Origin of the sequence: Burkholderia dolosa (genome assembly GCF_902499135.1) — a bacterium.
Classification (GTDB): domain Bacteria; phylum Pseudomonadota; class Gammaproteobacteria; order Burkholderiales; family Burkholderiaceae; genus Burkholderia; species Burkholderia dolosa.
Window position 1 is genome coordinate 47,196 of sequence record NZ_CABVPR010000024.1, and the last position, 22,244, is coordinate 69,439.

Genomic DNA, 22,244 nt, shown 5'->3' on the forward strand with positions numbered 1-22,244 from the left:
GAAGATTGTAGAGCAATTGCCCTGCCCATTTGGGGATTGTTCCCGGCTTCGCAAGGATTTGGAGGAAGTTTCTGGCTATTGACCCGATAGCGGGCAGGGTTATGCGCTCCCGCATCGCGCATTCGAAGAAAAAAAGCCCGCCGGAAGGGCGGGCCGAAGTCGCTGCGCTCATTCGTCGCGGGCGCCGTCGTCGCGGCGTCCCGCCGTGCATCGTGGTTATTCGACGTGCTCGCCGTGCAGGATCACGTCGAGACCTTCCCGCTCTTCCTCTTCCGTCACGCGCAGGCCGATCGTCAGGTCGATCAGCTTCAGCAGCACGAAGCTCAGCACGCCGCTGTAGACCAGCGTGATCAGCACGCCCTTTGCCTGCAGCAGCAGGCTGCCGTCGAAGCCGCCGATGTCCTTCACTGCGAACACGCCCGTCAGCAGCGCGCCGAGAATCCCGCCCACGCCGTGCACGCCGAACGCGTCGAGCGAATCGTCGTAGCCGAGCTTCGACTTGAGCCACGTCGCCGACCAGAAGCACACGACGCCGGCCGCGATGCCAATCACGAGCGCGCCGGCCACGCCGACGAAGCCCGCCGCCGGCGTGATCGCGACGAGGCCCGCGACCGCGCCCGACACGATGCCGAGCACCGACGGCTTGCCCTTTGCGATCCACTCGGCAAACATCCAGCCGAGCGCCGCGCATGCGGTGGCGACCTGCGTGGTCAGCATCGCGAAGCCGGCACGGCCGTCGGCGGCCACTGCCGAGCCCGCGTTGAAGCCGAACCAGCCGACCCACAGCATCGAGCCGCCGATCATCGTCAGCACGAGGTTGTGCGGCGCCATCGATTCGCGGCCGTAGCCGACGCGCTTGCCGAGCACGAGGCACGACACGAGGCCCGCGATACCGGCGTTGATGTGCACGACGGTGCCGCCCGCGAAGTCGAGCACGCCGTCGGCCGACAGCCAGCCGGTCGGCTCCCACACCATGTGCGCGATCGGCACGTAGACGATCAGCGACCACAGCGTCATGAACACGAGCATCGCCGAGAACTTCATCCGGTCAGCGAACGCGCCGCAGATCAGCGCCGGCGTGATGATCGCGAACGTCATCTGGTAGACGAAGTACACCGACTCCGGAATCGTCGACGCGAGGTGGCTGACGGTCAGCGTCGTCGCCTTGTCGCCCTTGATGTAGTTCATTCCGTGCAGGAACACGCGCGACAGGCCGCCGATGAAGCCGTTGCCCGGCGTGAACGCGAGGCTGTAGCCGACCACCGTCCACAGCACCGTGATCAGCGCGGTGATCGCGAAGCTCTGCATCACGGTCGCGAGCACGTTCTTCTTGCGGACCATCCCCGCATAGAACAGCGCGAGGCCGGGGATCGTCATGAACAGCACGAGTGCGGTCGACGTCAGCATCCACGCGGTGTCGCCCGCGCTGATCTTCGACGAATCGACGGAGAACGGTGCGGTCGGCGCGGCGGGTGCGGCCGGTGCCGAAGCGGCGGCAGCCGATGCGTCGGCGGCGCCGGAAGCCGGTGCGGCGGCCGCGGCCGATGCATCGGTTGCAGCAGGCGCCGAAGCGCTCGGCGCGGCGGCGGCCGATGCGTCGGACGCGGTTGCGGCGGGCGCGGATGCAGCCGCGGCGGACGCCGCGTCGTCCGCAAGCGCGGAGCCGACGCCGGCGGCGATCAGCGAGCCGGCCATCAGCAGGGACATCAGAAGTTTGCGCATCTTGGGTTTCCTCTTGTCGCTCGTCTTGTTCGTTACAGCGCGTCCGCGCCTGTCTCCCCGGTCCGGATCCGGATCACCTGCTCGATCGGCGTGACGAAGATCTTGCCGTCGCCGATCTTGCCGGTGCGTGCGGCCCGCTCGATCGCTTCGACCGCCTGGTCGACGAGATCGTCGGACACGGCCGCCTCGATCTTCATCTTCGGCAGGAAATCGACCACGTATTCGGCGCCGCGGTACAGCTCGGTGTGCCCCTTCTGGCGCCCGAACCCTTTGACCTCCGTCACCGTGATGCCCGAGACGCCGAGCGCGGAGAGCGCCTCGCGCGTCTCATCGAGCTTGAACGGCTTGATGATTGCGGTAATGAGTTTCATGAAGTCCTCTCGCTGGGTTGTCCCGTCGAATCGGTTGGAATGTTGTAGCGAACTCTCTCCAGCAACTCGCATGCCATGTACGCGCAAACGCCGTGTCGAACGGCGCTCGAACGGGGCCGCATCGCGCGATGTAAGGTGCGCAGGCCCGGCCGAATGGCCAACGTGGGCCGGTTTGCTGGCGCCGCGAAAGGATCGTTGCTAGAGTGCACGCACGTCCCGGTTCGCCGGGCCATTCACCCATGCGGGCGCCGTGCCCGGAATTCGCGCTTGCCGCGCACCATTTCCGGTCATGCGTGCATCATGGGCACGTACGCAACTGAAGATGCACATTTTTTGTGCAAGGGGAATCACATGAAGCAACCCAGCGACGTTTTCAACGATCTGCAGTCGCGCGTCAGCGATCTGCTGAAAAACTCGCCGGCCAAGGATGTCGAGCGCAACGTGAAGGCCATGCTGTCGCAAGGCTTCTCGAAACTCGATCTCGTCACGCGCGAGGAGTTCGACACGCAGGCGCAGGTGCTCGCCCGCACGCGCGTGCGCCTCGAGGAACTCGAAAAGCGCGTCGCGGAGCTCGAGCAGCGGCTCGCGACACCGGAGGCCTGACGCCCCCACCCGACCGACAGGTCCGGGCGCGGCCCGCATCGCGCGGCCCGCGCCTGCCACCGAAGCCCGCTGAGCCGTTCTTCGCGGTCCTTCGCCGTTCGCGGTTCGTCGTTCCCTGGTTCGTCGTTCCGCAACCCATCGTTCTTTCCCCGCGCCACGCCGGCAAGCGCGCACCGATTCCTCCGATTCCCGCGGCACGCGGCCATGAACGGCCACCGCCGCCCATCTGCTTACAGGAGCCTCGCCATGTCGCTTGCCGTGGTGCGCAGTCGCGCGCCGGCGGCCGGCCGCGCGCCGGACGTCACCGTCGAAGTCCATCTCGCCAACGGGCTGCCGTCGTTCTCGATCGTCGGCCTGCCCGATCTCGAAGTTCGCGAAAGCCGCGAGCGCGTGCGCGCCGCGCTGCAGAACTGCGGATTCGAATTCCCCGTGCGGCGGATCACCGTCAATCTCGCGCCGGCCGACCTGCCGAAGGAGTCCGGCCGTTTCGATCTGCCGATCGCGCTCGGCATCCTCGCGGCGAACGGACAGATTCCGGCCGACGCGCTCGCCGGCCGCGAATTCGCGGGCGAGCTGTCGCTGACCGGCGCACTGCGGCCGATGCGCGGCGCGTTCGCGATGGCATGCGGCGCTGCGCGCGACTGGCGCGAGCACGGGGGCGACGTTGGTTCGGCGCCGCAGAACGATGCAGGTTCGGACGCCGACGCGCGCTCCCGCTCCCGTGTCGGCGCGGAATCGGCCGTTCCCGAGCTGTACCTGCCGCTCGACAGCGCAGCCGAGGCCGCGCTGGTGCCGGGCGTCACGGTGTTCGGCGCGCCCGACCTGCCCGCGCTGTGCGCGCACCTCGCCGGTGCGCCGGACGGGCGGCTGTCGCCGGTCGCGGCGCCGTGCGTCGACGAACTGCCGGCGCCCGCCGCGCCCGACCTCGCCGACGTGATCGGTCAGCGCGGCGCCCGACGCGCGCTCGAAGTGGCGGCCGCGGGCGGCCATCACATGCTGATGGTCGGCCCGCCCGGCGCCGGCAAATCGATGCTGGCCGCGCGGCTACCGGGATTGCTGCCGCCGCTGACCGACGACGAGGCGCTGACCTCGGCCGCGCTGCTCTCCGCGAGCCGCATCGGTTTCTCGCCCGCGCAGTGGCGTCGGCGGCCGTTTCGCGCGCCGCATCATTCGTCGAGCGCCGCCGCGCTGGTCGGCGGCCGCAACCCGCCGCAACCGGGCGAAATCACGCTCGCGCACCTCGGCGTGCTGTTTCTCGACGAACTGCCGGAATTCGACCGGCACGTGCTGGAAATGCTGCGCGAGCCGCTCGAGGCAGGCCGCATCACGATCTCGCGCGCCGCGCAGCACGCCGATTTTCCGGCCGCATGCCAGTTGATCGCCGCGATGAACCCATGCCCGTGCGGGTGGCACGGCGATCCGTCCGGACGCTGCCGATGCTCGCCCGACGTCGCCGCACGCTATCTGCGCAAGCTGTCGGGGCCGCTGCTCGACCGCATCGACATCCAGATCGACCTGCCGGCGCTGTCGCCGGCCGAACTCGCGACGCGCGCGTCCGCGCCCGGCGAACCGAGCGCCGCGGTGGCCGCGCGCGTCGCGCAGGCGCGCGCGCTGCAACTCGAGCGGCAGGGCAAGACGAATCACATGCTGACCGGGCGCGAGACCGACGAGCTGTGCCGGCCGACCGATGAAGGCGAGCGGCTGCTGCGCGAGGCGGGCGAGCGCTTCGGCTGGTCGGCGCGCGCGTATTTCCGCGTGCTCAAGGTCGCGCGCACCATCGCGGACCTCGCCGGCGATCGGCTGCCGACGGCTGCGCAGATCGCCGAGGCGATCCGCTATCGGCGTGTGCTGACGGCGCTGTGATGCCCTCTTAGGACAAAATCCGGCTGTCAAGACTTGACTTATGCACAATTCCGCGCATCCAGCCTTGAACCGACGCTCGCTGCGGCGCGTCTCCGGCGAAATTCGTATCCCGTTGTTTTTGCTTGACTTTCGCCGATTCAACGAACATGCCCGATCGGTCCAAAAGGCCGCCCCGCGTGGCTCGGCGGCACATCCGGTCCACTTTTCAACAAAGTTATCCACATACGTTGTGGACAGCCGAAAAACCCCCGCAAAATCCGGCGATTAGCGCCGAATGCTGCGAAGGAACTTTCAATTGTCACAGTGTGTCTGAGCGCCCTCGCCGGCCGGTCAATCGAGCTTGAACGATCCGAAAAACTGGTCGAACTGTTCCTGCGCGAGCGGTCCGTCGGCGATCACGACGGCCTGATACGCGTGACGGCCGCGCGCGGCGAGCCGCGCGACGATCGTCTTGCGTGCGCCGTCGCCGCCGGCAGCCGCGCCGGCCACGCGCAGTTCGACGCCGTCCACCGCTCCGCCCTTCGCAAGCGGCACGGGCACCGATGTGGTGTGCGGCGCGCCTTCGAGATTGCGGGACAGCCCCGCGCGGAGGAACTCGAGCGCCGCACGGCGCGTGTCGTCGCGGTCGTCCGGCAACGTCAGCGTGCCGACCGCGAACACCGCGCCGTCGACGTGCGCGGCCTGCATCCGCATCGGCATCGATGCACCGCCGATCGCGACCGCGCGCTCGTCGACGGTCGGCTTCGCGGGCAAGTCGATCGTATAGCCGGCGTCGTTGTGCAGCGTGCGCCAGTCGTACGACGGCGAACACGCACCCAGCGCGACGCCGACGCACGCGAGCGCGGCGAAGTGTCGCAGCCGGCGAAAAAAGGGACGCAGCTTGGCGATGGCTTGCTTCGGCATGGCTTGAATCGGGGCGGGAGAAACGGACATTATCCGCCGAACGCGAACGCCGGGATGGCACGCCGGCGCCGATGCGCATCTCGCATTCGCGCTAGAATGCGCGCAGAATTTCGCCGTTTTCCCAGCACCGGTTCGCGTCATCGACCCACTTCGAGAGCACTGCAGATGAACTCCACGCCTTCCGCCCCGCGCCGTGCCGGCCCCGTCCGCTACATCGTCGCGGCCGTCGTCGTTGCAGCCATCGCCGTCGCCGGCTTCTTCGCGTTCAACGCCAAGTCGAGCGTGCCGGACGCCACGTTCACGCTGTTGTCGGGCCAGAAGGTGTCCACGTCCGGCGACCTGAAGGGCAAGGTCTACCTCGTGAATTTCTGGGCGACGAGCTGCGCGACCTGCATGCAGGAAATGCCGCAGATGGTCGACACCTACAACCGCTTCAAGGGCCAGGGGCTCGAATTCGTCGCGGTCGCGATGAACTACGACCCGCCGATGTACGTCGCGAACTACGCGCAGACGCGCCAGTTGCCGTTCAAGGTCGCGCTCGACGACGGCAGCGCGGCAAAGCAGTTCGGCAACGTGCAGCTGACGCCGACGACCTTCGTCGTCGACAAGGACGGCAAGATCCTCAAGCGCTATGTGGGCGCACCGCAATTCGCGGAGCTCGACGCGCTGCTGAAGAAAGCGCTCGCCGACAACGCGGCCTGAGCGCCGCCGGCGACGGTAACCGCAAACGCAAACGCGATCGCCGCACGCACGAAGGCCGCCCGGCCTTCTCCCCGAAACGGACCGCACGACCGGACACCCGGTTCTGCGGTCCGTCCGTTTTTCAGCGCTCGGTTTCGCCTTTCGCGGACAGCCCGTAGCGCTTCATCTTCTCGTACAGCGTCGCCTTGCCGACATGCAGCCGGTCGGCCGTCGCGGCGACCGCACCGCCGGTCTGGTTCAGCGCCTCCGCGATCACCGCGCGCTCGAACTGCTCGACGCGCTCCTTCAACGTCTGTTCGTTCGCCGGATCGTCGGCACCCGCGCCGGCCGGCGGCGGCATGTCGGCGACGCCGAGCACGAAGCGATCGGCCGCGTTGCGCAGCTCGCGCACGTTGCCGGGCCAGTCGCGCTGCATCAGGCTCGCGCGCTGCCGATCGGTCAGCACCGGCGCGGGCCGGCCGTAGCGCACGGCCGCGTCGAGCATGAAGTGCTCGAACAGCGGCACGATGTCTTCGCGGCGCTCGGCGAGCGGCGGCAGCGCGATCGTCACGACGTTGAGCCGGTACAGCAGGTCGCGCCGGAACGTGCCGGCCGCGACGAGCTCGCTCATGTCGCCCTTCGCGGCCGCGACCACGCGGCAGTTCACGCGGATCGGCTGGTTCGAGCCGAGCCGCTCGAGCACGCCGTCCTGCAGCACGCGCAACAGCTTCACCTGCAGCGCGAGCGGCATGCTTTCGATTTCGTCGAGGAACAGCGTGCCGCCGGACGCGTATTCGAGCTTGCCGACGCGGCGCTTCGCGGCGCCGGTAAACGCGCCGGGCTCGTAGCCGAACATTTCTGACTCGAACATCGGCTCCGGCAGCGCGCCGCAGTTGACCGCGATGAACGGCTTGTCCCGGCGCGGCGACAGTTCGTGCAGGCTGCGCGCGATCAGCTCCTTGCCGGCGCCCGTATCGCCGTTGATCAGCACCGACGCGTCGGTCGGCGCGACGTTCGCGATCAGCTTGCGCACCTGCTCGATCGCCGGGCTGCGGCCGATGATGCGCGGCGCGACGACGTTCTGGCCGGCCAGCTCGCGACGCAGCGCGTGGTTCTCGAGCACGAGCTCGCGCCGCTCGAGCGCGCGGCGCACCGTCTCGATCAGCCGCTCGGCGGCGAACGGCTTTTCGATGAAGTCGTATGCGCCGTCGCGCATCGCCTGCACGGCCATCGAGATGTCGCCGTGCCCGGTGACGAGGATCACCGGCACGTCGGGCACGCGCTCGCGGCACTGCGCGAGCAGGTCGAGCCCGCTCGCGCCGGGCAGCCGGATGTCGCTGACGATCACGCCGGCCGTTTCCGCGACGATCGCCTTCTCGGCCGCTTCGGCCGATTCGAAGCCGGCGACGTCGAACCCCGCCAGCTGAAGGCTCTGCACGCTCGCCCGGCGAACGAGCGCATCGTCTTCGATGTAGATCACTTGCAGCCGGTTGGCCATCGTACTCACTTGCTCCTCGCAGGCCGCGCGGCCCGCGCGTGCCCGCCCGTTCGTTGATGCCGGTCGGTCGCCGACCGGGATTGCCGCCGGCGCGCGCTCAATGCGACTGCGCCGGCTCGGACGCGGAGTCCGGATGATGCGTGCGCGCGCGCCGCAGCGTCAAGACGAACAGCGCGCCGCCCGTCGGCGCGTTGCGCGCGGTGAGCGCGCCGCCCGCGTCGCTCGCGATCGACGACGAGATCGCGAGGCCGAGGCCGAGCCCGCGCCCCATTTCCTTCGTCGTGAAGAACGGCTCGAACAGCCGCGGCAGCAGGTCGGGCGCGATGCCGGGACCGTTGTCGCGCACCTCGACCGCAAGCGTCGCGGCCGACACCGCGATCGTCACCTCGATCGCCGGCGCAGCGACGCCGGCAACCGCGTCGAGCGCGTTGCCGAGCAGATTGATCAGCACCTGCTCGAGGCGCAGATCCTCGCAGCGTGCGACGAGTTCCGGATAGTCGTGCGCGAGGTCGAGCGGCGTATGTTGCGCGGGCGACACCGTCGCGTCCTGCAGCGTCAGCGTGAGCGCGACGCCGCGCAGCCGCTCGTCGAGCAGCGACAGCACGCTGCGCAGCGCGCGCACGACGAGCGCCTGCTCGTTGCGCGGCCGCGCGCGTCCGACGAACAGCTTCAGCTGATTCGTGATCTTGCCCATCCGCTCGGTCAGCGCGGCGATCGCTTCGAGGTTCTCGCGCGCGGCCGCCTGCTCGCCGCGATCGAGCAGCACGCGCGTGTTGTCCGAGAAGCTGCGCAATGCGGCGAGCGGCTGGTTCAGTTCATGCGTGATGCCGGCCGCCATCTGGCCGAGCGCCGCGAGCTTGCTCGCCTGGATCAGCTCGTCGTGCGCGGCGCGCAGCTCCTGCTCCGCGCGGATCCGGTCGCCGACTTCCTTCTGCAACTGCTCGTTCGCTTCGGACAGGTCGGCCGTGCGCTCCTCGACGCGCCGGTTCAATTCCGCATAAGCCTGCTGCAGCAGCGCGCGGCCGCGGATCATCTCGCGCACGCGCGCCCGGCGCATCCGCCAGTAGAACGCGAGCAGCGCGACCGACACGAAGCCGAACGCCGTGACGATCGTCGCGTTGCGCGCGTCGGCGTCGATCGGCGCGATCGGCGCGAGCGTGACGAGCAACCAGTCGGGCTCGCCGATCCGGCGCTGGGTCGCGAGAAAGCGCGGCGCGCGCCGGCCCGCGCCGACCCGCACGATTTCCGCGTCCGCGCCGAGCGCCTGCTCGACGCGCAGCGGCAGCGGCGTGACCGGCTGCTGCGCGTATTGACGCGTCTCGTAGATCGATGCGGCGACGGGCCCCGTCAGTGGACGCAGCGCATGGTATTTCCACGCGGGCACGGACGACAGGAACACGACGCCGTGATCGTCCGCGACGACGAGCGGCTCGGACGCATCGGCGCCCTGGAACCATTCGAGATTCAGTTTGACGACGACGACGCCCGCGATCCGGCCGTCGCGCCATACCGGCTGCGAGATGTAGTAGCCGGGATCGCGCGAGATCGTGCCGATTCCGAAGAAGCGACCGACGCGGCCGTTCATCGCATCGATGAAGTACGGACGAAACTGGTAGCCGATCCCGACGAAGCTGTCGGGCGCGCGCCAGTTGCTGGCGGCGACGCACTGGCCGTCCGCGCCGATCACGTACGTGACGGTCGCGTGCGCGTGTTCGTTGAGGTCTTCGAGGTAGCGATTCGCGCGCGCGACGTAGTCGGCACGCTTCGGTTCGGCGAGCAGGTCCTGCACGTACGGATGGCTGCCGAGCAGATACGGCAGCGATTCGTAGCGGTCGAGCGTGCTCTTCAGCGCGTTGGTGGTGCGATCGACGCGCACCGCGGCATTGCGCTGCAGTTCGACGACGCCGCGCCGCCACGTGATCGTCCACGTCAGCGCGCACGCCGCGGCGAGCGCGGCGGCGAGCAGGGCGACGACAAGCAGGCGGCGCTTCACGGACGAGGCTTCCTGGCGATGCGGATCGCCTATTGTGTCATAGGCCTCCGGATGGCCGCCGCCGCGCGGCGCACCGCCCACCGGCGATGCCGCCGCCTGCTCGCTCATGGCGTCAGACGCCGGCCGTCTCGGTCGGCGCGACGCCGGCGCCGCCCTTCAGCGCGTCGCGCAGCTTCGAGCGGTCGAGTTCCTTCTCCCATGCCGACACGACGACCGTCGCGACGCCGTTGCCGACGATGTTCGTCAGCGCGCGGCACTCGCTCATGAAGCGGTCGATGCCGAGAATCAGCACCATCCCCGACAGCGGAATCGTCGGCACGACGGCGAGCGTCGCCGCGAGCGTGATGAAGCCCGCGCCCGTGACGCCGCTCGCGCCCTTCGACGTCAGCATCGCGACCGCGAGCAGCGTGAGCTGCTGCATCCACGTCAGTTCGATGTTGGTCGCCTGCGCGATGAACAGCACGGCCATCGTCATGTAGATGTTGGTGCCGTCGAGGTTGAACGAATAGCCGGTCGGCACGACGAGGCCGACGACCGAGCGCGAGCAGCCGGCCTTCTCGAGCTTTTCCATCAGCTGCGGCAGCGCGGCTTCCGACGAGCTCGTGCCGAGCACGATCAGCAGCTCTTCCTTGATGTACGACACGAAGCGGATGATCGAGAAGCCGGTGAAGCGCGCGATCGCGCCGAGCACGACGAGCACGAACACGAGCGACGTCAGGTAGAACGTGCCGATCAGCTTGAGCAGCGGCACCAGCGAGCCGACGCCGTACTTGCCGATCGTGAACGCCATCGCGCCGAACGCGCCGATCGGTGCGAGCTTCGTGACGATGTGCACGATGCCGAACAGCACGCGCGTGAGCCCGTCGATGAAGTCGGTGACGACCTTGCCACGCTCGCCGAGGTGCGCGAGCACGCTGCCGAACAGCAGCGCGATCAGCAGGATCTGCAGGATCTCGCCCTGCGCGAACGCGTCGACCATCGTGTTCGGAATGATGTGCAGCAGGAAGTCGACCGTCGACTGCCCGTGCGCCTTCGCCGCGTACGACGCGACGGCCTTGCCGTCGAGCGTCGCCGGATCGATGTTGAAGCCGACGCCCGGACGCAGGATGTGCGTGGCCGCGAGGCCGAGCACCAGCGCGAAGGTCGACACGATCTCGAAGTACAGCAGCGCCTTGCCGCCGACGCGGCCGACCTTCTTCATGTCCTCCATGCCGGCGATGCCGGTGACGACCGTACAGAAGATGATCGGACCGATCACCATCTTGATCAGCTTGATGAACCCGTCGCCGAGCGGCTTCATGTCGGTGGCGAGCGACGGATAGTAGTGGCCGAGGATCACGCCGACGATGATGGCGAAGATCACCTGCACATAAAGCACTTTGTAGAAGGGTTTCTTCTTCACGATGGGTTCCTGCTGAAGGTCAGATGAGCCGGTGGAACGGCGTCACGCGCGCGGACGAATGTCAGGGGAAGCCACTCGCCCGCGCGGCTGCCGTGCCGCAACAAGCGATGCCTCAGGACATCCGGAGGGGGAGGAACGCATGGGTCATCGATTGTCTCCTTTGTAGTAGTGGGCCGCAGGGCGCGGCCGTGACTTTTATATTGCAAGGGCGATGCCAGCTTTCCGCAAGGATTCAAGCCATTGTTTTCATTGTATTTCCCATAATGCGGCAAGCAAGGAAATCCGGGATTCCGGAAATCCGGAATGCATCCGTCCGGCGATCCGGACGGATGCGGGCGTTCGTCGGATGAATCGGGCCCGGCACGCGGCCGTACGACCGCGCGACTGAGCGACCGCGCGTCTACGGCGCGCGGCCCGGCAGCCACGCAGCCGGCACGACCGCCGCCGCGATGCCGAGCTGGCCGCCGCGCTGCCCGCGTTCGCCGTTACGGCTTCGACAGCGCGATATAGCGCGCGAGATGGTGATCCTCGTCGCCGAGCTGGTGATCGATCATCACGAGCCGCTTCGCGTAGTGCGACAGCGGCAGCTCCCAGGTCATCCCGATCCCGCCGTGCAGCTGGATGCTCTCTTCGGCGACGAGCGTGCCGATCCGGCCGATGCTGTACTTGGCCGCGGCGAGCGCGCGCTCGCGGACGGCGCGATCCGCATCGAGCTGCGCGGCCGCGTTGATCACCGCCGAGCGCGCCTGCTCGATTTCGATCAACAGATCGGCCATCCGGTGCTGCAGCGCCTGGAAGCTGCCGATCGGCGCGCCGAACTGCCGGCGCGTACGCAGATACTCGAGCGTCGCGTCCTTCGCGACGTCCATCGCGCCGAGCGCTTCGGCCGACAGTGCGAGCAGCCCGTAGCCGAGCACGCGTTCGAGCAGCGCCGCACCGGCGTCGCCGTCGCCGTCGCGATCGCCGAGCGCCGCGTCGGCCGGCAGCGCGACGCGCTCGAAACGCACTTCGGCCGCGCGGCCGCCGTCGATCTTCCGGTAATCGCGCAGCGACACGCCCGGCGCGTCGGCCGGCACGACGAACAGGCCGATGCCGGCCGCGTCGTCGGCATCGCCCGACACGCGCGCGCTCGCCACGAAAAACGCGGCCTGCGCGGCCTGGTCGACGACGCCCTTCGCGCCCGTCAGCACCCAGCCGTCGCCCGCGCGTTCGGCCCGCGTGCGCACGTGCGTGAGTTCGTAATGCGAGCCGGGCTCGTCGTGCGCGAACGCGGCGCTCGCGCTGCCGTCGATCAGCGCGGCGAGCTTCGCGCGATGCGCATCGCCGCCGGCGAGCGACAGCGCGCGGCCGGCGAGCAGCGCGCCGAGAAACGGCTCGACGACGAGCCCGCGGCCGATGCATTCGAACACCACCGCGATGTCGAAGCCGGCGCCGCCGAAGCCGCCGTCGGCTTCGTCGAACAGCGCGCCGATCGCGCCGAGCTCGGCGAAGCGCCGCCACATCGCGCGGTCGAAGCCGTCGGCGGACTGCGCGATGCGGTCGCGCACCGCGAACGGATACTGCTCGGCAATGAAGCGGTTCAACGTGTCCGCCAGCATCCGGCGGTCTTCTGTGTGCTGGAAGTCCATCGTCGCGCTCCTTCGTTACAGCCCGAGCATCATCTTCGCGATGATGTTCTTCTGGATCTCGTTCGAGCCGCCGAAGATCGACAGCTTCCGGTTGTTGAAGTACTGCTGCGCGGCGCTCGCCGCGCCGTCCGGGCCGATCGGCTCGCCGTCGTAGTCGGCGTCGAGCGCTTCGTCGACGAACGGCTGTGCGTACGGCCCCATCGCGCGGCGCATCAGCGACGTGATTTCCTGGCGGATCTGCGTGCCGCGGATCTTCAGCATCGAGCTTTCCGCGCCCGGCGCGCCGCCGCCCGCGACCGCGGCCAGCACGCGCAGGTTCGTCGTGCGCATGTTCTCGAGCTCGATCTCGACGCGCGCGACCCGCGCCGCGAACAGCGGATCGTCCGCGAGCGGCCGGCCGTTTTTCGTGACCTTCGCGGCAACCGCGCGCAGCCGGTCGAGCGCGGCCGTCGAGAAACCGATCCCCGCGATGTTCGTGCGCTCGTACGTGAGCAGGTATTTCGCGTAGGTCCAGCCGCGGTTCTCTTCGCCGACGAGGTTGTCCGCCGGCACGCGCACGTCGGTGAAGAACACCTCGTTCACCTCGTGCTCGCCGTCGAGCGTGACGATCGGGCGCACGTCGACGCCCGGCGTGTTCATGTCGATCAGCAGGAAGCTGATGCCCTCCTGCTTGCGCACGTCGGTGGCGGTGCGCACGAGACAGAAGATCATGTTCGCGTAGTGGCCCAGCGTGGTCCACGTCTTCTGCCCGTTCACCACGTAGTGATCGCCGTCGCGCACCGCGCTCGTCTTCACCGACGCGAGATCGGAGCCCGCGCCCGGCTCCGAGTAGCCCTGGCACCACCAGTCGGTGCCGTCGAGGATGCGCGGCAGCCAGCGGCGCTTCTGCGCTTCGCTGCCGTATCGGATCAGCACGGGGCCGAGCATGTTCACGCCGAACGGCACGATGCGCGGCGCGCCCGCGAGCGCGCATTCGTTGTCGAACAGAAACTTCTGCGCGACGCTCCAGCCGGGGCCGCCGTACTCGCGCGGCCAGTGGCTCGCGAGCCAGCCGCGCGCGTTGAGGATCGCGTGCCATTCGCGCATGTCGTCGCGCGTCAGACGCAGCCCGCCCTTGACCTTGCGCGCGATCCGCGCGGGCAGCTCGGCTTGCAGGAAGCGCTGCACGTCCGCGCGAAACGCTTCTTCTTCGGGAGTGAAATTGAGGTCCATCTCGGTTCCGTGGCGAATGCGGTGGCGTTCAGTCGATGCGGTTCAGGCTCGCGAAATTCGCGCCGCGCTCGACCAGTTCGACGAGCAGCGGCGACGGCTTCCAGAACAGCGGATCTTCGTCGGCGAACGCCCGGATGTCGGCGAGCACGTTCGCGAGGCCGACCGTGTCCGCGTAATGCATCGGACCGCCGCGATAGCGCGGAAAGCCGTAGCCGTGCAGGAATACCGCGTCGACGTCGAGCGGGCGCAGCGCGATCTTCTCGTGCACGACGTTCGCGCCTTCGTTGATCATCGCGGCGAGGTAGCGGCGCAGGATCTCGTCGTCGGTGAACGTGCGCGGCACGATGCCCTTCTTCGCGCGCTCGTGCGCGACGATCGCGTCCACGTCCGGATCGGGCGTGCCGACACGCGCGCCGTCCGGATACAGGTAGTAGCCGCGCCCGGTCTTCTGGCCGAACCAGCCGCGCTCGCACAGCCGGTCGGAAATCTCCACGTAGCGCGCGCGGGGGTCGCGCGTGGCCGCTCGCCGTTTGCGCGCGGCCCAGCCGATGTCGCCGCCCGCGAGATCGACGACCTGGAACGGTCCCATCGGAAAGCCGAATTCGCGCACCGCGCGATCGATCTGGTACGGCGATGCGCCGTCTTCCATCAGATAGTCGGCCGCGGTCCGGTAGACGGCGAGGATCCGGTTGCCGATGAATCCGTCGCATACGCCGGCGCGTACCGGCGTCTTCTTCAACTGCTTCGCGAGCGCGAACGCGGTCGCGACGACCTCCGCGTCCACGCGCGCCGGCACGACGATTTCGAGCAGCTTCATCACGTGCGCGGGCGAGAAGAAATGCAGGCCGATCACGTCGGCCGGCCGGTCGATGCTCGCGGCGAGTTCGTCGATGTCGAGATACGACGTGTTGGTCGCGAGCATCGCGCGCGGCTTGCACACGCGCGCGAGCTCCGCGAACACGGCCTTCTTCACGGTCATGTCCTCGAACACGGCCTCGATCACGACGTCGGCCTGCGCGAGCGCGTCGTACGACGTGCTGCCGGTCAGCCGCTCGAGCCGTGCCGCGCGCGCGGCCGGCGTCATCCGGCCTTTCGCGACGAGGCCGTCGTACACCTTCTCGACATGCGCGCGGCCGCGTGCGAGCGACGCTTCGTCGCGTTCGATCATCGTCACCGGCAGGCCCGCGTCGAGCGCCGCGACCGCGATGCCGGCGCCCATCGTGCCGCCGCCGACGACGCCGATCCGCTCGACGGGCCGCGCGCTCGCGCGACGCGCTTCGGGTACCTTCGCGGCCTCGCGCTCCGCGAAGAACGCATGCACGAGGCCCGCGCGCTGCGGGCTGTCGACGCATTGCAGGAACAGGCTGCGCTCGAGCTTCATCCCGGCGTCGAATGGCTGCGTGAGCGCGGCTTCGATCGCGTCGACGATCTTCGCCGGCGAGAACAGCCCGCGCGACTTCTTCGGCAATTCCGCGCGTGCCGCATCGATCGCGGCTTGCGCGGCCGCGCGATCGGAGAGTCCGTCCGCGTCGCGCGTGCGGCGCGGCGGCGCGTCGAGCGACACGAGTTCGTGCGCGTACGCGAGGCCTTCGGCGAGCGTGTCGTCGCTCTGCGCGATACGGTCGACGAGACCGAGCGCGAGCGCTTCGTCCGCGCTCGCGTGACGGCCGGTCAGCATCAGGTCCAGCGCGGCCTTCGCGCCGATCAGCCGCGGCGTGCGCTGCGTGCCGCCCGCACCGGGCAGCAGGCCGAGCGTGACCTCCGGCAGCCCGAGCTTCGCACCGGGCAACGCGAGCCGGTAATGCGCGGCCAGCGCGACTTCGAGGCCGCCGCCGAGCGTCGCGCCGTGCAGCGCGACGACGACCGGCTTCGCGCTCGATTCGATGCGCTCGCATACGTCGGGCAGCGACGGCGGCACCGGCGGCTTGCCGAATTCGCGGATGTCCGCGCCCGCGATGAAGTTGCGGCCGGCGCCGACGACCAGCACCGCGCGAATCGCGTCGTCGGCCTGCGCGGCGTCGAGCGCGTCGGCGAGGCCGCGCCGCACGTCGGCGGACAGCGCGTTGACCGGCGGATGATCGATCGTGACGACGAGCACGTCGCCGCGCCGTTCGCGCGTGACGGTGCCGGCCTCGGGGGCGGGGGAAGCGGGTGAATGCATCGTGTCTCCTTCTGCGGTACGCCGGACGAGCCGGCCGCGCGTGCGACTGCCGCTGCGACACCACGTGCGACGCGCGTGCTGCGGCCGCGCATGCGGAAAACGGTCCGGCGCGGCGCCGGGCATGACGCGATTCTCGATTGATCGAGTTTCATTGACAATCCCAGCGTGCTTTTACAAGCTGTCAAATTCGACTTGACACTGAACGGCTCGCCCGTCGAACGGGACGAACCGGAGGACACCGGCATGGACCTGAACGCGCTGACGCTGCTCGTCGAGATTCTCGATGCGGGCAATCTGAGCAAGGCCGCGCAGCGGCTCAGGATGAGCCGCGCGAACGTCAGCTACCGGCTGAACCAGCTCGAGCGCTCGATCGGCCAGCAGCTCGTGCGGCGCACGACGCGGCGCATCGAGCCGACCGAGATCGGGCTGAAGCTGTACGAGCACGGCCGGCGCATCCGCAACGAACTGCTCGCCGCCGAGGAATCGGTGACGACGCTCGGCCGCGATCTGCAGGGCCGCGTGCGGCTGTCGGTGCCGAGCGGCTACGGGCAGATCGTGATGTCCGAGTGGCTGATCGCGTTCAAGCGGCTGCATCCGGGCATCGTGCTCGACGTCGTGTTCGAGAACCGCATCGAGGATCTGATGCGCGACGAGATCGACATCGCGGTGCGCGTGATGCCCGAGCCGCCGCCGAACCTCGTCGCGCGCGACATGGGCGCGGTGCGCTACGTCGCCTGCGCGTCGGCCGCGTATGCGGCCGCGCACGGGATGCCGGCGAGTCTCGACGCGCTGTCGGCCGGCCCGGTCGTCACCGCGACGGTGGTGGGCCGGCAGCTGCGGATCGCCGCGTACCTCGGCGACGAGCGCCACGAGGTGCTGCTCGAGCCGACACTGGTGTCGGAGAACTTCGTGTTCCTGCGGCAGGCGATCCTCGCCGGCGTCGGCGTCGGCATCGTGCCGGACTACGTGGTGCACGACGACATACGGCGCGGCGACGTCGTCACGTCGCTCGACGCGTACCGGCTCAGCATCTTCGGCACGCACATGTACCTGCTGTACATGCCGAACCGGCACCACACGCGCGCGACGTCGACGTTCATAGAGTTCATCCTCGAACAGGCGGGAAAGTCCGGCCGCGGCGGGCCCGGCGCGATGCGTCAGGGTTTGCGGTCGGATGACAATCCGCCGCCGCCGCGGCGACAATAGCGCGCCGCGTGCGCGCGATGCGTGCCGCGCGCCGTTCTCGATCGAATTCACCGCTGCCGAGGGTTCAATGTTCGACCGGATTCGTCCGCCTTCGCGTCCCTGGACGCGCGTTGCCGCCATTGCGCTCGTCGCGTTCAGCGCCGCGTGCACGTCGCCGTCCGCGCCGTCGGGCGCAGTCGTCCCCGTTGCGCCCGCATCGAGCGTCGCCGTGCCGCTGCCCGGCATGCACGCGCCCGAGCTGTCGAGCGGCTGGACCGACAAGCCGGGCTGGACGTCCGAGCATTTCATGATCGCGGCCGCGAACCCGCTCGCGACGCAGGCCGGCTACGAGATGCTGAAGGCCGGCGGCACCGCCGTCGATGCGGCCATCGCGACGCAGATGGTGCTCACGCTCGTCGAACCGCAATCGTCCGGAATCGGCGGCGGCGCGTTCATGCTGTACTTCGACGGCAAGACGACGCAGGCGTACGACGGCCGCGAAACCGCGCCGGCCGCTGCGACCGAACGCCTGTTCTACGGCCCGACCGGCCAGCCGATGCGCTTCTACGAAGGCGCGATCGGCGGCCGGTCGGTCGGCACGCCGGGCGTGCTGCGCATGCTCGACGCCGCACATCGCGCGCACGGCAAGCTGCCGTGGCGCCGGCTGTTCCAGCCCGCGATCCGGCTCGCCGAACGCGGCTTCACGATCAGCCCGCGGCTCGCGACGCTGATCGCGAACGACAAGTACCTGATGAACGATCCGGCCGCGCGCGCGTACTTCTACGACAAGGACGGCACGCCGAAGGCGGCCGGCACCGTGCTGAAGAACCCGGCGCTCGCGACCGTGCTGCGCCAGATCGCCGATCGCGGCGCGAACGCGTTCTACACGGGCGCGATCGCGCGCGACATCGTCGCGAAGGTGAAGCGGCACCCGGCCAATCCGGGCGTGCTGTCGCTGCAGGACCTCGCGCGCTACCAGGCGAAGGTGCGCGCGCCGCTCTGCGCGGACTACCGGCGCTCGGTCGTGTGCGGGATGCCGCCGCCGTCGTCGGGCGGCCTCGCGATCGCGCAGATGCTCGGCATCCTCGAAGCGATGCCCGACTGGCAGCAGATCGGCGCGCAGAAGCCCGTGCGCAACGACGTCGGCTACGAGCCGACGCCGTTCGCCGCGCATCTGTTCAGCGAGGCCGGACGTCTCGCGTATGCGGACCGGGCACGCTATGTCGCCGATCCGGACTTCGTACCGCTGCCGGGCGGCAGCTGGGCGAGCCTCGTCGACAAGTCGTATCTCGCGCAGCGCGCGCGGCTGATCGGCGAACGGAGCATGGGCGTCGCGCAGGCCGGCACGCCGCAGGGCGCCGCGCTCGCGCTGGCCGACGACCGCAGCCCCGAGCTGCCGTCGACGTCCGACATCGCGATCGTCGATCGCTACGGCCACGCGCTGTCGATGACGACGAGCGTCGAGGACGCGTTCGGCTCGCGGCTGATGGTGCGCGGCTTCATGCTGAACAACCAGCTCACCGATTTTTCGTTCGTGCCGAGCGAGAACGGCCGGCCGGTCGCGAACCGCGTGCAGCCCGGCAAGCGGCCGCGCTCGTCGATGTCGCCCGAGCTCGTGTTCGACAAGAAGACGAAGCAGGTGACGCTGATCGTCGGCTCGGCCGGCGGCCCGGCGATCATCAATCACGTCGCGAAATCGCTGGTCGGCGTGCTCGACTGGGGAATGACGATGCAGCAGGCGATCGCGCTGCCGAACTTCGGGTCGATGAACGGGCCGACGCAGCTCGAACGCGGTCGCGTGTCGGACGCGCTCGTCGACGGGCTGAAGGGCCGCGGACACGACGTGCAGGTCGTCGAGATGAACTCGGGGCTGCAAGGCATTCAGCGGCTGAACGTGCAGGGACAGACGGTGTGGTTCGGCGGCGCGGACCCGCGGCGGGAAGGCGTCGCGCTCGGCGAGTGAGCGGGCGGCGCAGGCGGCCCGCTCCTTCCGGTACAGCATGCGGCCTCGCCCCGCGACGACGGCGAGATCGCGCCGGTGCCATCGCTTATGCGCGCCCCTTCCACGGCACTACACGCCGCTCGACCCAGCGCATCGCGAGATCGAACAGCCACGCGATCGCACCGATGATCAGAATCCCCATCACGACGATATCGGTGCGCAAAAAGCTCGACGCGTTGAGCACCATCTGGCCAAGCCCGGCCGTCGCGGCGACCATCTCGGCTGCGACCAGCGTCGTCCAGCCGAAGCCGATCGCGATCCGCAGCCCGGTCAGAATCTCGGGCAGCGCGGCCGGCAGCACGACGTGCCGCACGATCTGCGCGAAGCTGCCGCCGAGCGAATACGCGGCGTTGATCTGCTCGACCGTCGCCGCGCGCACGCCGGCACGCGCGGCCATCGCGATCGGTGCGAAGCACGCGAGGAAGATCACGACGAGCTTCGCCGTTTCGTCGATCCCGAACCAGATCACGACGAGCGGCAGATACGCGAGCGGCGGCAGCGGCCGATAGAACTCGAGCAGCGGATCGAGCACGCCGCGCGCGATGCGGCTCACGCCCATCAGGATGCCGGCCGGCACGCCGATCGCGGCCGCGAGCACGAACGCGCCGAACACGCGCGCAGCGCTCCACAGTAGATGCTCGGACAGCGGCAGTCCGCCCTGGATGCGACCGTGCGATGCGTCGACGAACGCGGCCCACACCGCCTCCGGTGCCGGCAAAAACAGCGGCGGCAGCCATTGTCGGTGCGTCGCGACCCACCACAGCACGGCGAGCGCCGCGACGGTGGCCGTGCTCAGTGCCGCCGTCCTGCCGTCGCCCGGCAACCGATAGCGGTGCGATCGGCGCGCAGCACGCGCTGCGCGACGCTGCGTCGCGCGGTCGTCGTGCTCGCCGCCTGCGGCCGTACGATCCGCCGCCCAGGCATCGTGAACGTCCGGGCCGTGCTGCCCGTGCAACGCGCCGATCCGGCGTCGCCCGACCGCCGCGCCATGTCGCGCGAGTTCGCTCGTCATGCGGTTTCTCCGATCGTTTCGTCGCGATGCAGATACGCGATCAGCCGCTCGCGCCACCCGATGAAATCGGGCGACGACTTCACCGCGCGTGCGTCGCGCGACTCGACGTAGCGGCGCGCGAACGGCAGCTCGAAGGTTTCCGCGATCCGGCCGGGGCCGGGCGTCATCACGATCAGCCGCGTCGCGAGGAACAGGGCTTCCTCGACGTCGTGCGTGATGAAGAACACCGTCTTGCCGGTGCGCGCCCATACGTCGAGCACGAGCGCCTGCATCGTGCCGCGCGTCAGCGCGTCGAGCGCACCCATCGGCTCGTCCATCAGCAGCACGCGCGGATCGCTCGCGAGCGCGCGTGCGATGCCGACGCGCTGCTGCATTCCGCCGGACAGCTCGTACACGCGCGCATGCGCATGACGCTCGAGCCCGACGAGCGCGAGCATGTCGCGGGCGCGCGCGTCGCGCTCGGCCTTCGCCACGTGCGCGAAGCGCAAGCCGAGCGCGACGTTGTCGAGCACGTCGAGCCACGGCAGCAGCGCGTATTTCTGGAACACGACGCCGCGATCGGCGCCGGGGCCGGTGACCGGTACGCCGTCGACGCGCACGTCGCCCGTCGTCGGCGCGACGAAGCCGGCCATGCAGTTCAGCAGCGTCGTCTTCCCGCACCCGGACGCGCCGAGCGCGACGACGAATTCGCCGGCGTCGATGCGCAGATCGACGCGCGCGAGCGCCTGCGTCGGCGCGCGCCCTCGTTCGCCGGAATAAGCGACCGAGACCTGTCGGACTTCGAGCGTGCTCATGATCGCGATGCCTCCGCGGCGCGCGGCGCGCGCCGCGCTCAGCGCGCGGCCTTCTGCACGAACTGCGGATCGACGCCGACCGAATAGTCGGACAGCACCGTCTGGATCGTGCCCTGCGATTTCAGGAACGCGGCGGTGGCCGCGAGCGACTTCGCGGCACCCGACTGCGCACCGCCGCCGAGCCACGTCGGCGACGCCTGCTCGGCCGGCGTCGGGAACGCGTACAGCGCGAGGCTCGCCGGCACGTCCTGCGCGTTCGCGCCGGACACCTTCGCGACCGCCGCGACCTGCGGCGAGCCGACCTTCCACGCGGCCGTGTTCGCACGATAATCGGCGTCGGCCGACGCGAGCACCTTCACGAAGCGCGTGACGAACTCCGGGTGCTCGCGCGCGAACTTGCGGCTCACGACGAAGCCGTCGAAGGTCGCCTTGCCGCTTTCCTTCGCGACCCGGCCGGACGTCGTCAGCACCGTGCCCGACTGCTTGACCTTCGCGAGCACCGGATCCCAGATGTAGGTCGCGTCGATGTCGCCGCGCGACCACGCGGCCGCGACTTCGGGCGGACGCAGGTTGACGATCTTCACGTCGTTCGGATTGACGCCAGCGGCCTGCAACGCGACGAGCGTATGAAAATGCGACGTCGACACGAACGGCACGCCGATCTTCCTGCCCTTCAGCGCGGCGATGCTGGTGACGCCCGAGCCGTTGCGCGCGACGAGCGCCTCCGCGTCGTTGATGTTGTCGAGCACCCAGAACAGCGAGATGTCGAGCCCCTGCGACAGTCCGGCCGCGATCGGGCTCGAGCCGGCCTCGCCGAGCTGCACGGAGCCGGACGCGAGCGCGCGGATCACGTCGGCGCCGCTGTCGAGCTTGCGGAACGTGACCTTGTAGCCGGTTGCCTTTTCGACTTCACCGCTCGCCTGCGCGTAGCGCCACGGCACGACCATGTCCTGATACGCGATCACGACTTCGCGCGATTCGGCGTGCGCCGCGCCGAGCGCGGCAAAGGCGGTCAGCGCGACGACGGCGCGGCGGACGAAGCTGAAACGGGACATGCGGCTCTCCTTCGGATGCGGGCATTGCTGCGGGAGAGCCGACTTTACGAGCTTTGCGCGCGGCGGGAGCGAACTTATCGTGCGAAGCTATCGATGCCGTTTCAGCTTTGCTTTCCACGCTCGATCGGATCGCGCGTCCGGTCGCGTGACGATTGTCGT

At 69.3% G+C, this 22,244-nt stretch carries 17 protein-coding genes; 5 read left to right on the forward strand and 12 right to left on the reverse strand.

What is annotated here, in order from left to right:
* Positions 1-216 precede the first annotated feature (216 nt).
* Both BUB20358_RS13210 and BUB20358_RS13215 read right to left on the reverse strand, forming a co-directional pair.
* On the reverse strand, positions 217-1,722 hold the full coding sequence (locus tag BUB20358_RS13210; RefSeq protein ID WP_035971659.1) for an ammonium transporter: 1,506 nt from the start codon (positions 1,720-1,722) through the stop codon (positions 217-219).
* 32 nt (positions 1,723-1,754) lie between these two features.
* Positions 1,755-2,093 (reverse strand): P-II family nitrogen regulator, encoded by a 339-nt coding sequence (locus BUB20358_RS13215; protein WP_006398175.1) that lies wholly within the window; start codon positions 2,091-2,093, stop codon positions 1,755-1,757.
* 351 nt (positions 2,094-2,444) lie between these two features.
* Here BUB20358_RS13215 and BUB20358_RS13220 point away from each other — a divergent pair, with 351 nt between their 5' ends.
* Positions 2,445-2,696: an accessory factor UbiK family protein gene (locus BUB20358_RS13220; RefSeq protein ID WP_035971658.1), complete on the forward strand. Its 252-nt coding sequence runs from the start codon at positions 2,445-2,447 to the stop codon at positions 2,694-2,696.
* Positions 2,697-2,942: 246 nt separating this feature from the next.
* Positions 2,943-4,559, forward strand: coding sequence for a YifB family Mg chelatase-like AAA ATPase (locus tag BUB20358_RS13225; RefSeq protein ID WP_035971657.1), 1,617 nt, complete (start codon positions 2,943-2,945; stop codon positions 4,557-4,559).
* A 330-nt stretch (positions 4,560-4,889) separates the two neighbouring features.
* Here the strand turns inward: BUB20358_RS13225 and BUB20358_RS13230 are convergent, their stop codons facing one another.
* Positions 4,890-5,462, reverse strand: a complete 573-nt coding sequence (locus tag BUB20358_RS13230) for a hypothetical protein (protein WP_035971656.1) — start codon at positions 5,460-5,462, stop codon at positions 4,890-4,892.
* Positions 5,463-5,627: 165 nt separating this feature from the next.
* Between BUB20358_RS13230 and BUB20358_RS13235 the strand changes: the two genes are divergently transcribed.
* Positions 5,628-6,164 (forward strand): TlpA disulfide reductase family protein, encoded by a 537-nt coding sequence (locus BUB20358_RS13235; RefSeq protein WP_006763304.1) that lies wholly within the window; start codon positions 5,628-5,630, stop codon positions 6,162-6,164.
* A gap of 121 nt (positions 6,165-6,285) precedes the next feature.
* Here the strand turns inward: BUB20358_RS13235 and BUB20358_RS13240 are convergent, their stop codons facing one another.
* The 6 genes from BUB20358_RS13240 to BUB20358_RS13265 form a co-directional block, all read right to left on the reverse strand.
* Positions 6,286-7,641 carry a sigma-54-dependent transcriptional regulator gene (locus BUB20358_RS13240; protein ID WP_035971655.1) on the reverse strand — a complete coding sequence of 452 codons (1,356 nt, stop codon included), beginning with the start codon at positions 7,639-7,641 and terminating at the stop codon, positions 6,286-6,288.
* Positions 7,642-7,738: 97 nt separating this feature from the next.
* Positions 7,739-9,742, reverse strand: a complete 2,004-nt coding sequence (locus BUB20358_RS13245; RefSeq protein ID WP_006763302.1) for a sensor histidine kinase — start codon at positions 9,740-9,742, stop codon at positions 7,739-7,741.
* Between the two features lie 4 nt (positions 9,743-9,746).
* Positions 9,747-11,036: a dicarboxylate/amino acid:cation symporter gene (locus tag BUB20358_RS13250; RefSeq protein ID WP_006763301.1), complete on the reverse strand. Its 1,290-nt coding sequence runs from the start codon at positions 11,034-11,036 to the stop codon at positions 9,747-9,749.
* Between the two features lie 485 nt (positions 11,037-11,521).
* Positions 11,522-12,664 carry an acyl-CoA dehydrogenase family protein gene (locus BUB20358_RS13255; protein WP_006763300.1) on the reverse strand — a complete coding sequence of 381 codons (1,143 nt, stop codon included), beginning with the start codon at positions 12,662-12,664 and terminating at the stop codon, positions 11,522-11,524.
* 15 nt (positions 12,665-12,679) lie between these two features.
* Entirely contained in the window at positions 12,680-13,876 is a 1,197-nt protein-coding gene (locus tag BUB20358_RS13260; RefSeq protein WP_006763299.1) for an acyl-CoA dehydrogenase family protein, read from the reverse strand.
* 28 nt (positions 13,877-13,904) lie between these two features.
* Positions 13,905-16,037, reverse strand: coding sequence for a 3-hydroxyacyl-CoA dehydrogenase NAD-binding domain-containing protein (locus tag BUB20358_RS13265; protein WP_006763298.1), 2,133 nt, complete (start codon positions 16,035-16,037; stop codon positions 13,905-13,907).
* Between the two features lie 243 nt (positions 16,038-16,280).
* Here BUB20358_RS13265 and BUB20358_RS13270 point away from each other — a divergent pair, with 243 nt between their 5' ends.
* A complete protein-coding gene (locus BUB20358_RS13270; protein ID WP_035973261.1) occupies positions 16,281-17,243 on the forward strand; it encodes a LysR family transcriptional regulator in 963 nt (320 codons plus the stop codon).
* A gap of 67 nt (positions 17,244-17,310) precedes the next feature.
* The gene (gene ggt, locus BUB20358_RS13275) at positions 17,311-19,185 is read left to right on the forward strand and encodes a gamma-glutamyltransferase (protein WP_006763296.1); all 1,875 of its coding nucleotides are present in this window, start codon (positions 17,311-17,313) and stop codon (positions 19,183-19,185) included.
* Between the two features lie 85 nt (positions 19,186-19,270).
* On the opposite strand, the gene BUB20358_RS13280 is transcribed toward ggt, so the two are convergent.
* Genes BUB20358_RS13280 through tauA form a run of 3 tightly spaced genes read right to left on the reverse strand, consistent with a single transcriptional unit; the run spans position 19,271 to position 22,085 of the window.
* A complete protein-coding gene (locus BUB20358_RS13280; protein WP_035971654.1) occupies positions 19,271-20,236 on the reverse strand; it encodes an ABC transporter permease subunit in 966 nt (321 codons plus the stop codon).
* Entirely contained in the window at positions 20,233-21,030 is a 798-nt protein-coding gene (locus tag BUB20358_RS13285; RefSeq protein WP_035971653.1) for a taurine ABC transporter ATP-binding protein, read from the reverse strand. Before BUB20358_RS13285 ends, BUB20358_RS13280 begins: the two co-directional genes overlap by 4 nt.
* A 38-nt stretch (positions 21,031-21,068) precedes the next feature.
* Positions 21,069-22,085 carry a taurine ABC transporter substrate-binding protein gene (tauA, locus tag BUB20358_RS13290; protein ID WP_006763294.1) on the reverse strand — a complete coding sequence of 339 codons (1,017 nt, stop codon included), beginning with the start codon at positions 22,083-22,085 and terminating at the stop codon, positions 21,069-21,071.
* Between the last annotated feature and the right edge of the window lie 159 nt (positions 22,086-22,244).

Bases quoted from the DNA above. Each gene is read 5' to 3' on its own strand.
- BUB20358_RS13210 (WP_035971659.1), bottom strand. From the start codon at position 1,722: ATGCGCAAACTTCTGATGTCCCTGCTGATGGCCGGCTCGCTGATCGCC.
- BUB20358_RS13215 (WP_006398175.1), bottom strand. From the start codon at position 2,093: ATGAAACTCATTACCGCAATCATCAAGCCGTTCAAGCTCGATGAGACG.
- BUB20358_RS13220 (WP_035971658.1), top strand. From the start codon at position 2,445: ATGAAGCAACCCAGCGACGTTTTCAACGATCTGCAGTCGCGCGTCAGC.
- BUB20358_RS13225 (WP_035971657.1), top strand. From the start codon at position 2,943: ATGTCGCTTGCCGTGGTGCGCAGTCGCGCGCCGGCGGCCGGCCGCGCG.
- BUB20358_RS13230 (WP_035971656.1), bottom strand. From the start codon at position 5,462: ATGCCGAAGCAAGCCATCGCCAAGCTGCGTCCCTTTTTTCGCCGGCTG.
- BUB20358_RS13235 (WP_006763304.1), top strand. From the start codon at position 5,628: ATGAACTCCACGCCTTCCGCCCCGCGCCGTGCCGGCCCCGTCCGCTAC.
- BUB20358_RS13240 (WP_035971655.1), bottom strand. From the start codon at position 7,641: ATGGCCAACCGGCTGCAAGTGATCTACATCGAAGACGATGCGCTCGTT.
- BUB20358_RS13245 (WP_006763302.1), bottom strand. From the start codon at position 9,742: ATGAGCGAGCAGGCGGCGGCATCGCCGGTGGGCGGTGCGCCGCGCGGC.
- BUB20358_RS13255 (WP_006763300.1), bottom strand. From the start codon at position 12,664: ATGGACTTCCAGCACACAGAAGACCGCCGGATGCTGGCGGACACGTTG.
- BUB20358_RS13260 (WP_006763299.1), bottom strand. From the start codon at position 13,876: ATGGACCTCAATTTCACTCCCGAAGAAGAAGCGTTTCGCGCGGACGTG.
- BUB20358_RS13265 (WP_006763298.1), bottom strand. From the start codon at position 16,037: ATGCATTCACCCGCTTCCCCCGCCCCCGAGGCCGGCACCGTCACGCGC.
- BUB20358_RS13270 (WP_035973261.1), top strand. From the start codon at position 16,281: ATGGACCTGAACGCGCTGACGCTGCTCGTCGAGATTCTCGATGCGGGC.
- ggt (WP_006763296.1), top strand. From the start codon at position 17,311: ATGTTCGACCGGATTCGTCCGCCTTCGCGTCCCTGGACGCGCGTTGCC.
- BUB20358_RS13280 (WP_035971654.1), bottom strand. From the start codon at position 20,236: ATGACGAGCGAACTCGCGCGACATGGCGCGGCGGTCGGGCGACGCCGG.
- BUB20358_RS13285 (WP_035971653.1), bottom strand. From the start codon at position 21,030: ATGAGCACGCTCGAAGTCCGACAGGTCTCGGTCGCTTATTCCGGCGAA.
- tauA (WP_006763294.1), bottom strand. From the start codon at position 22,085: ATGTCCCGTTTCAGCTTCGTCCGCCGCGCCGTCGTCGCGCTGACCGCC.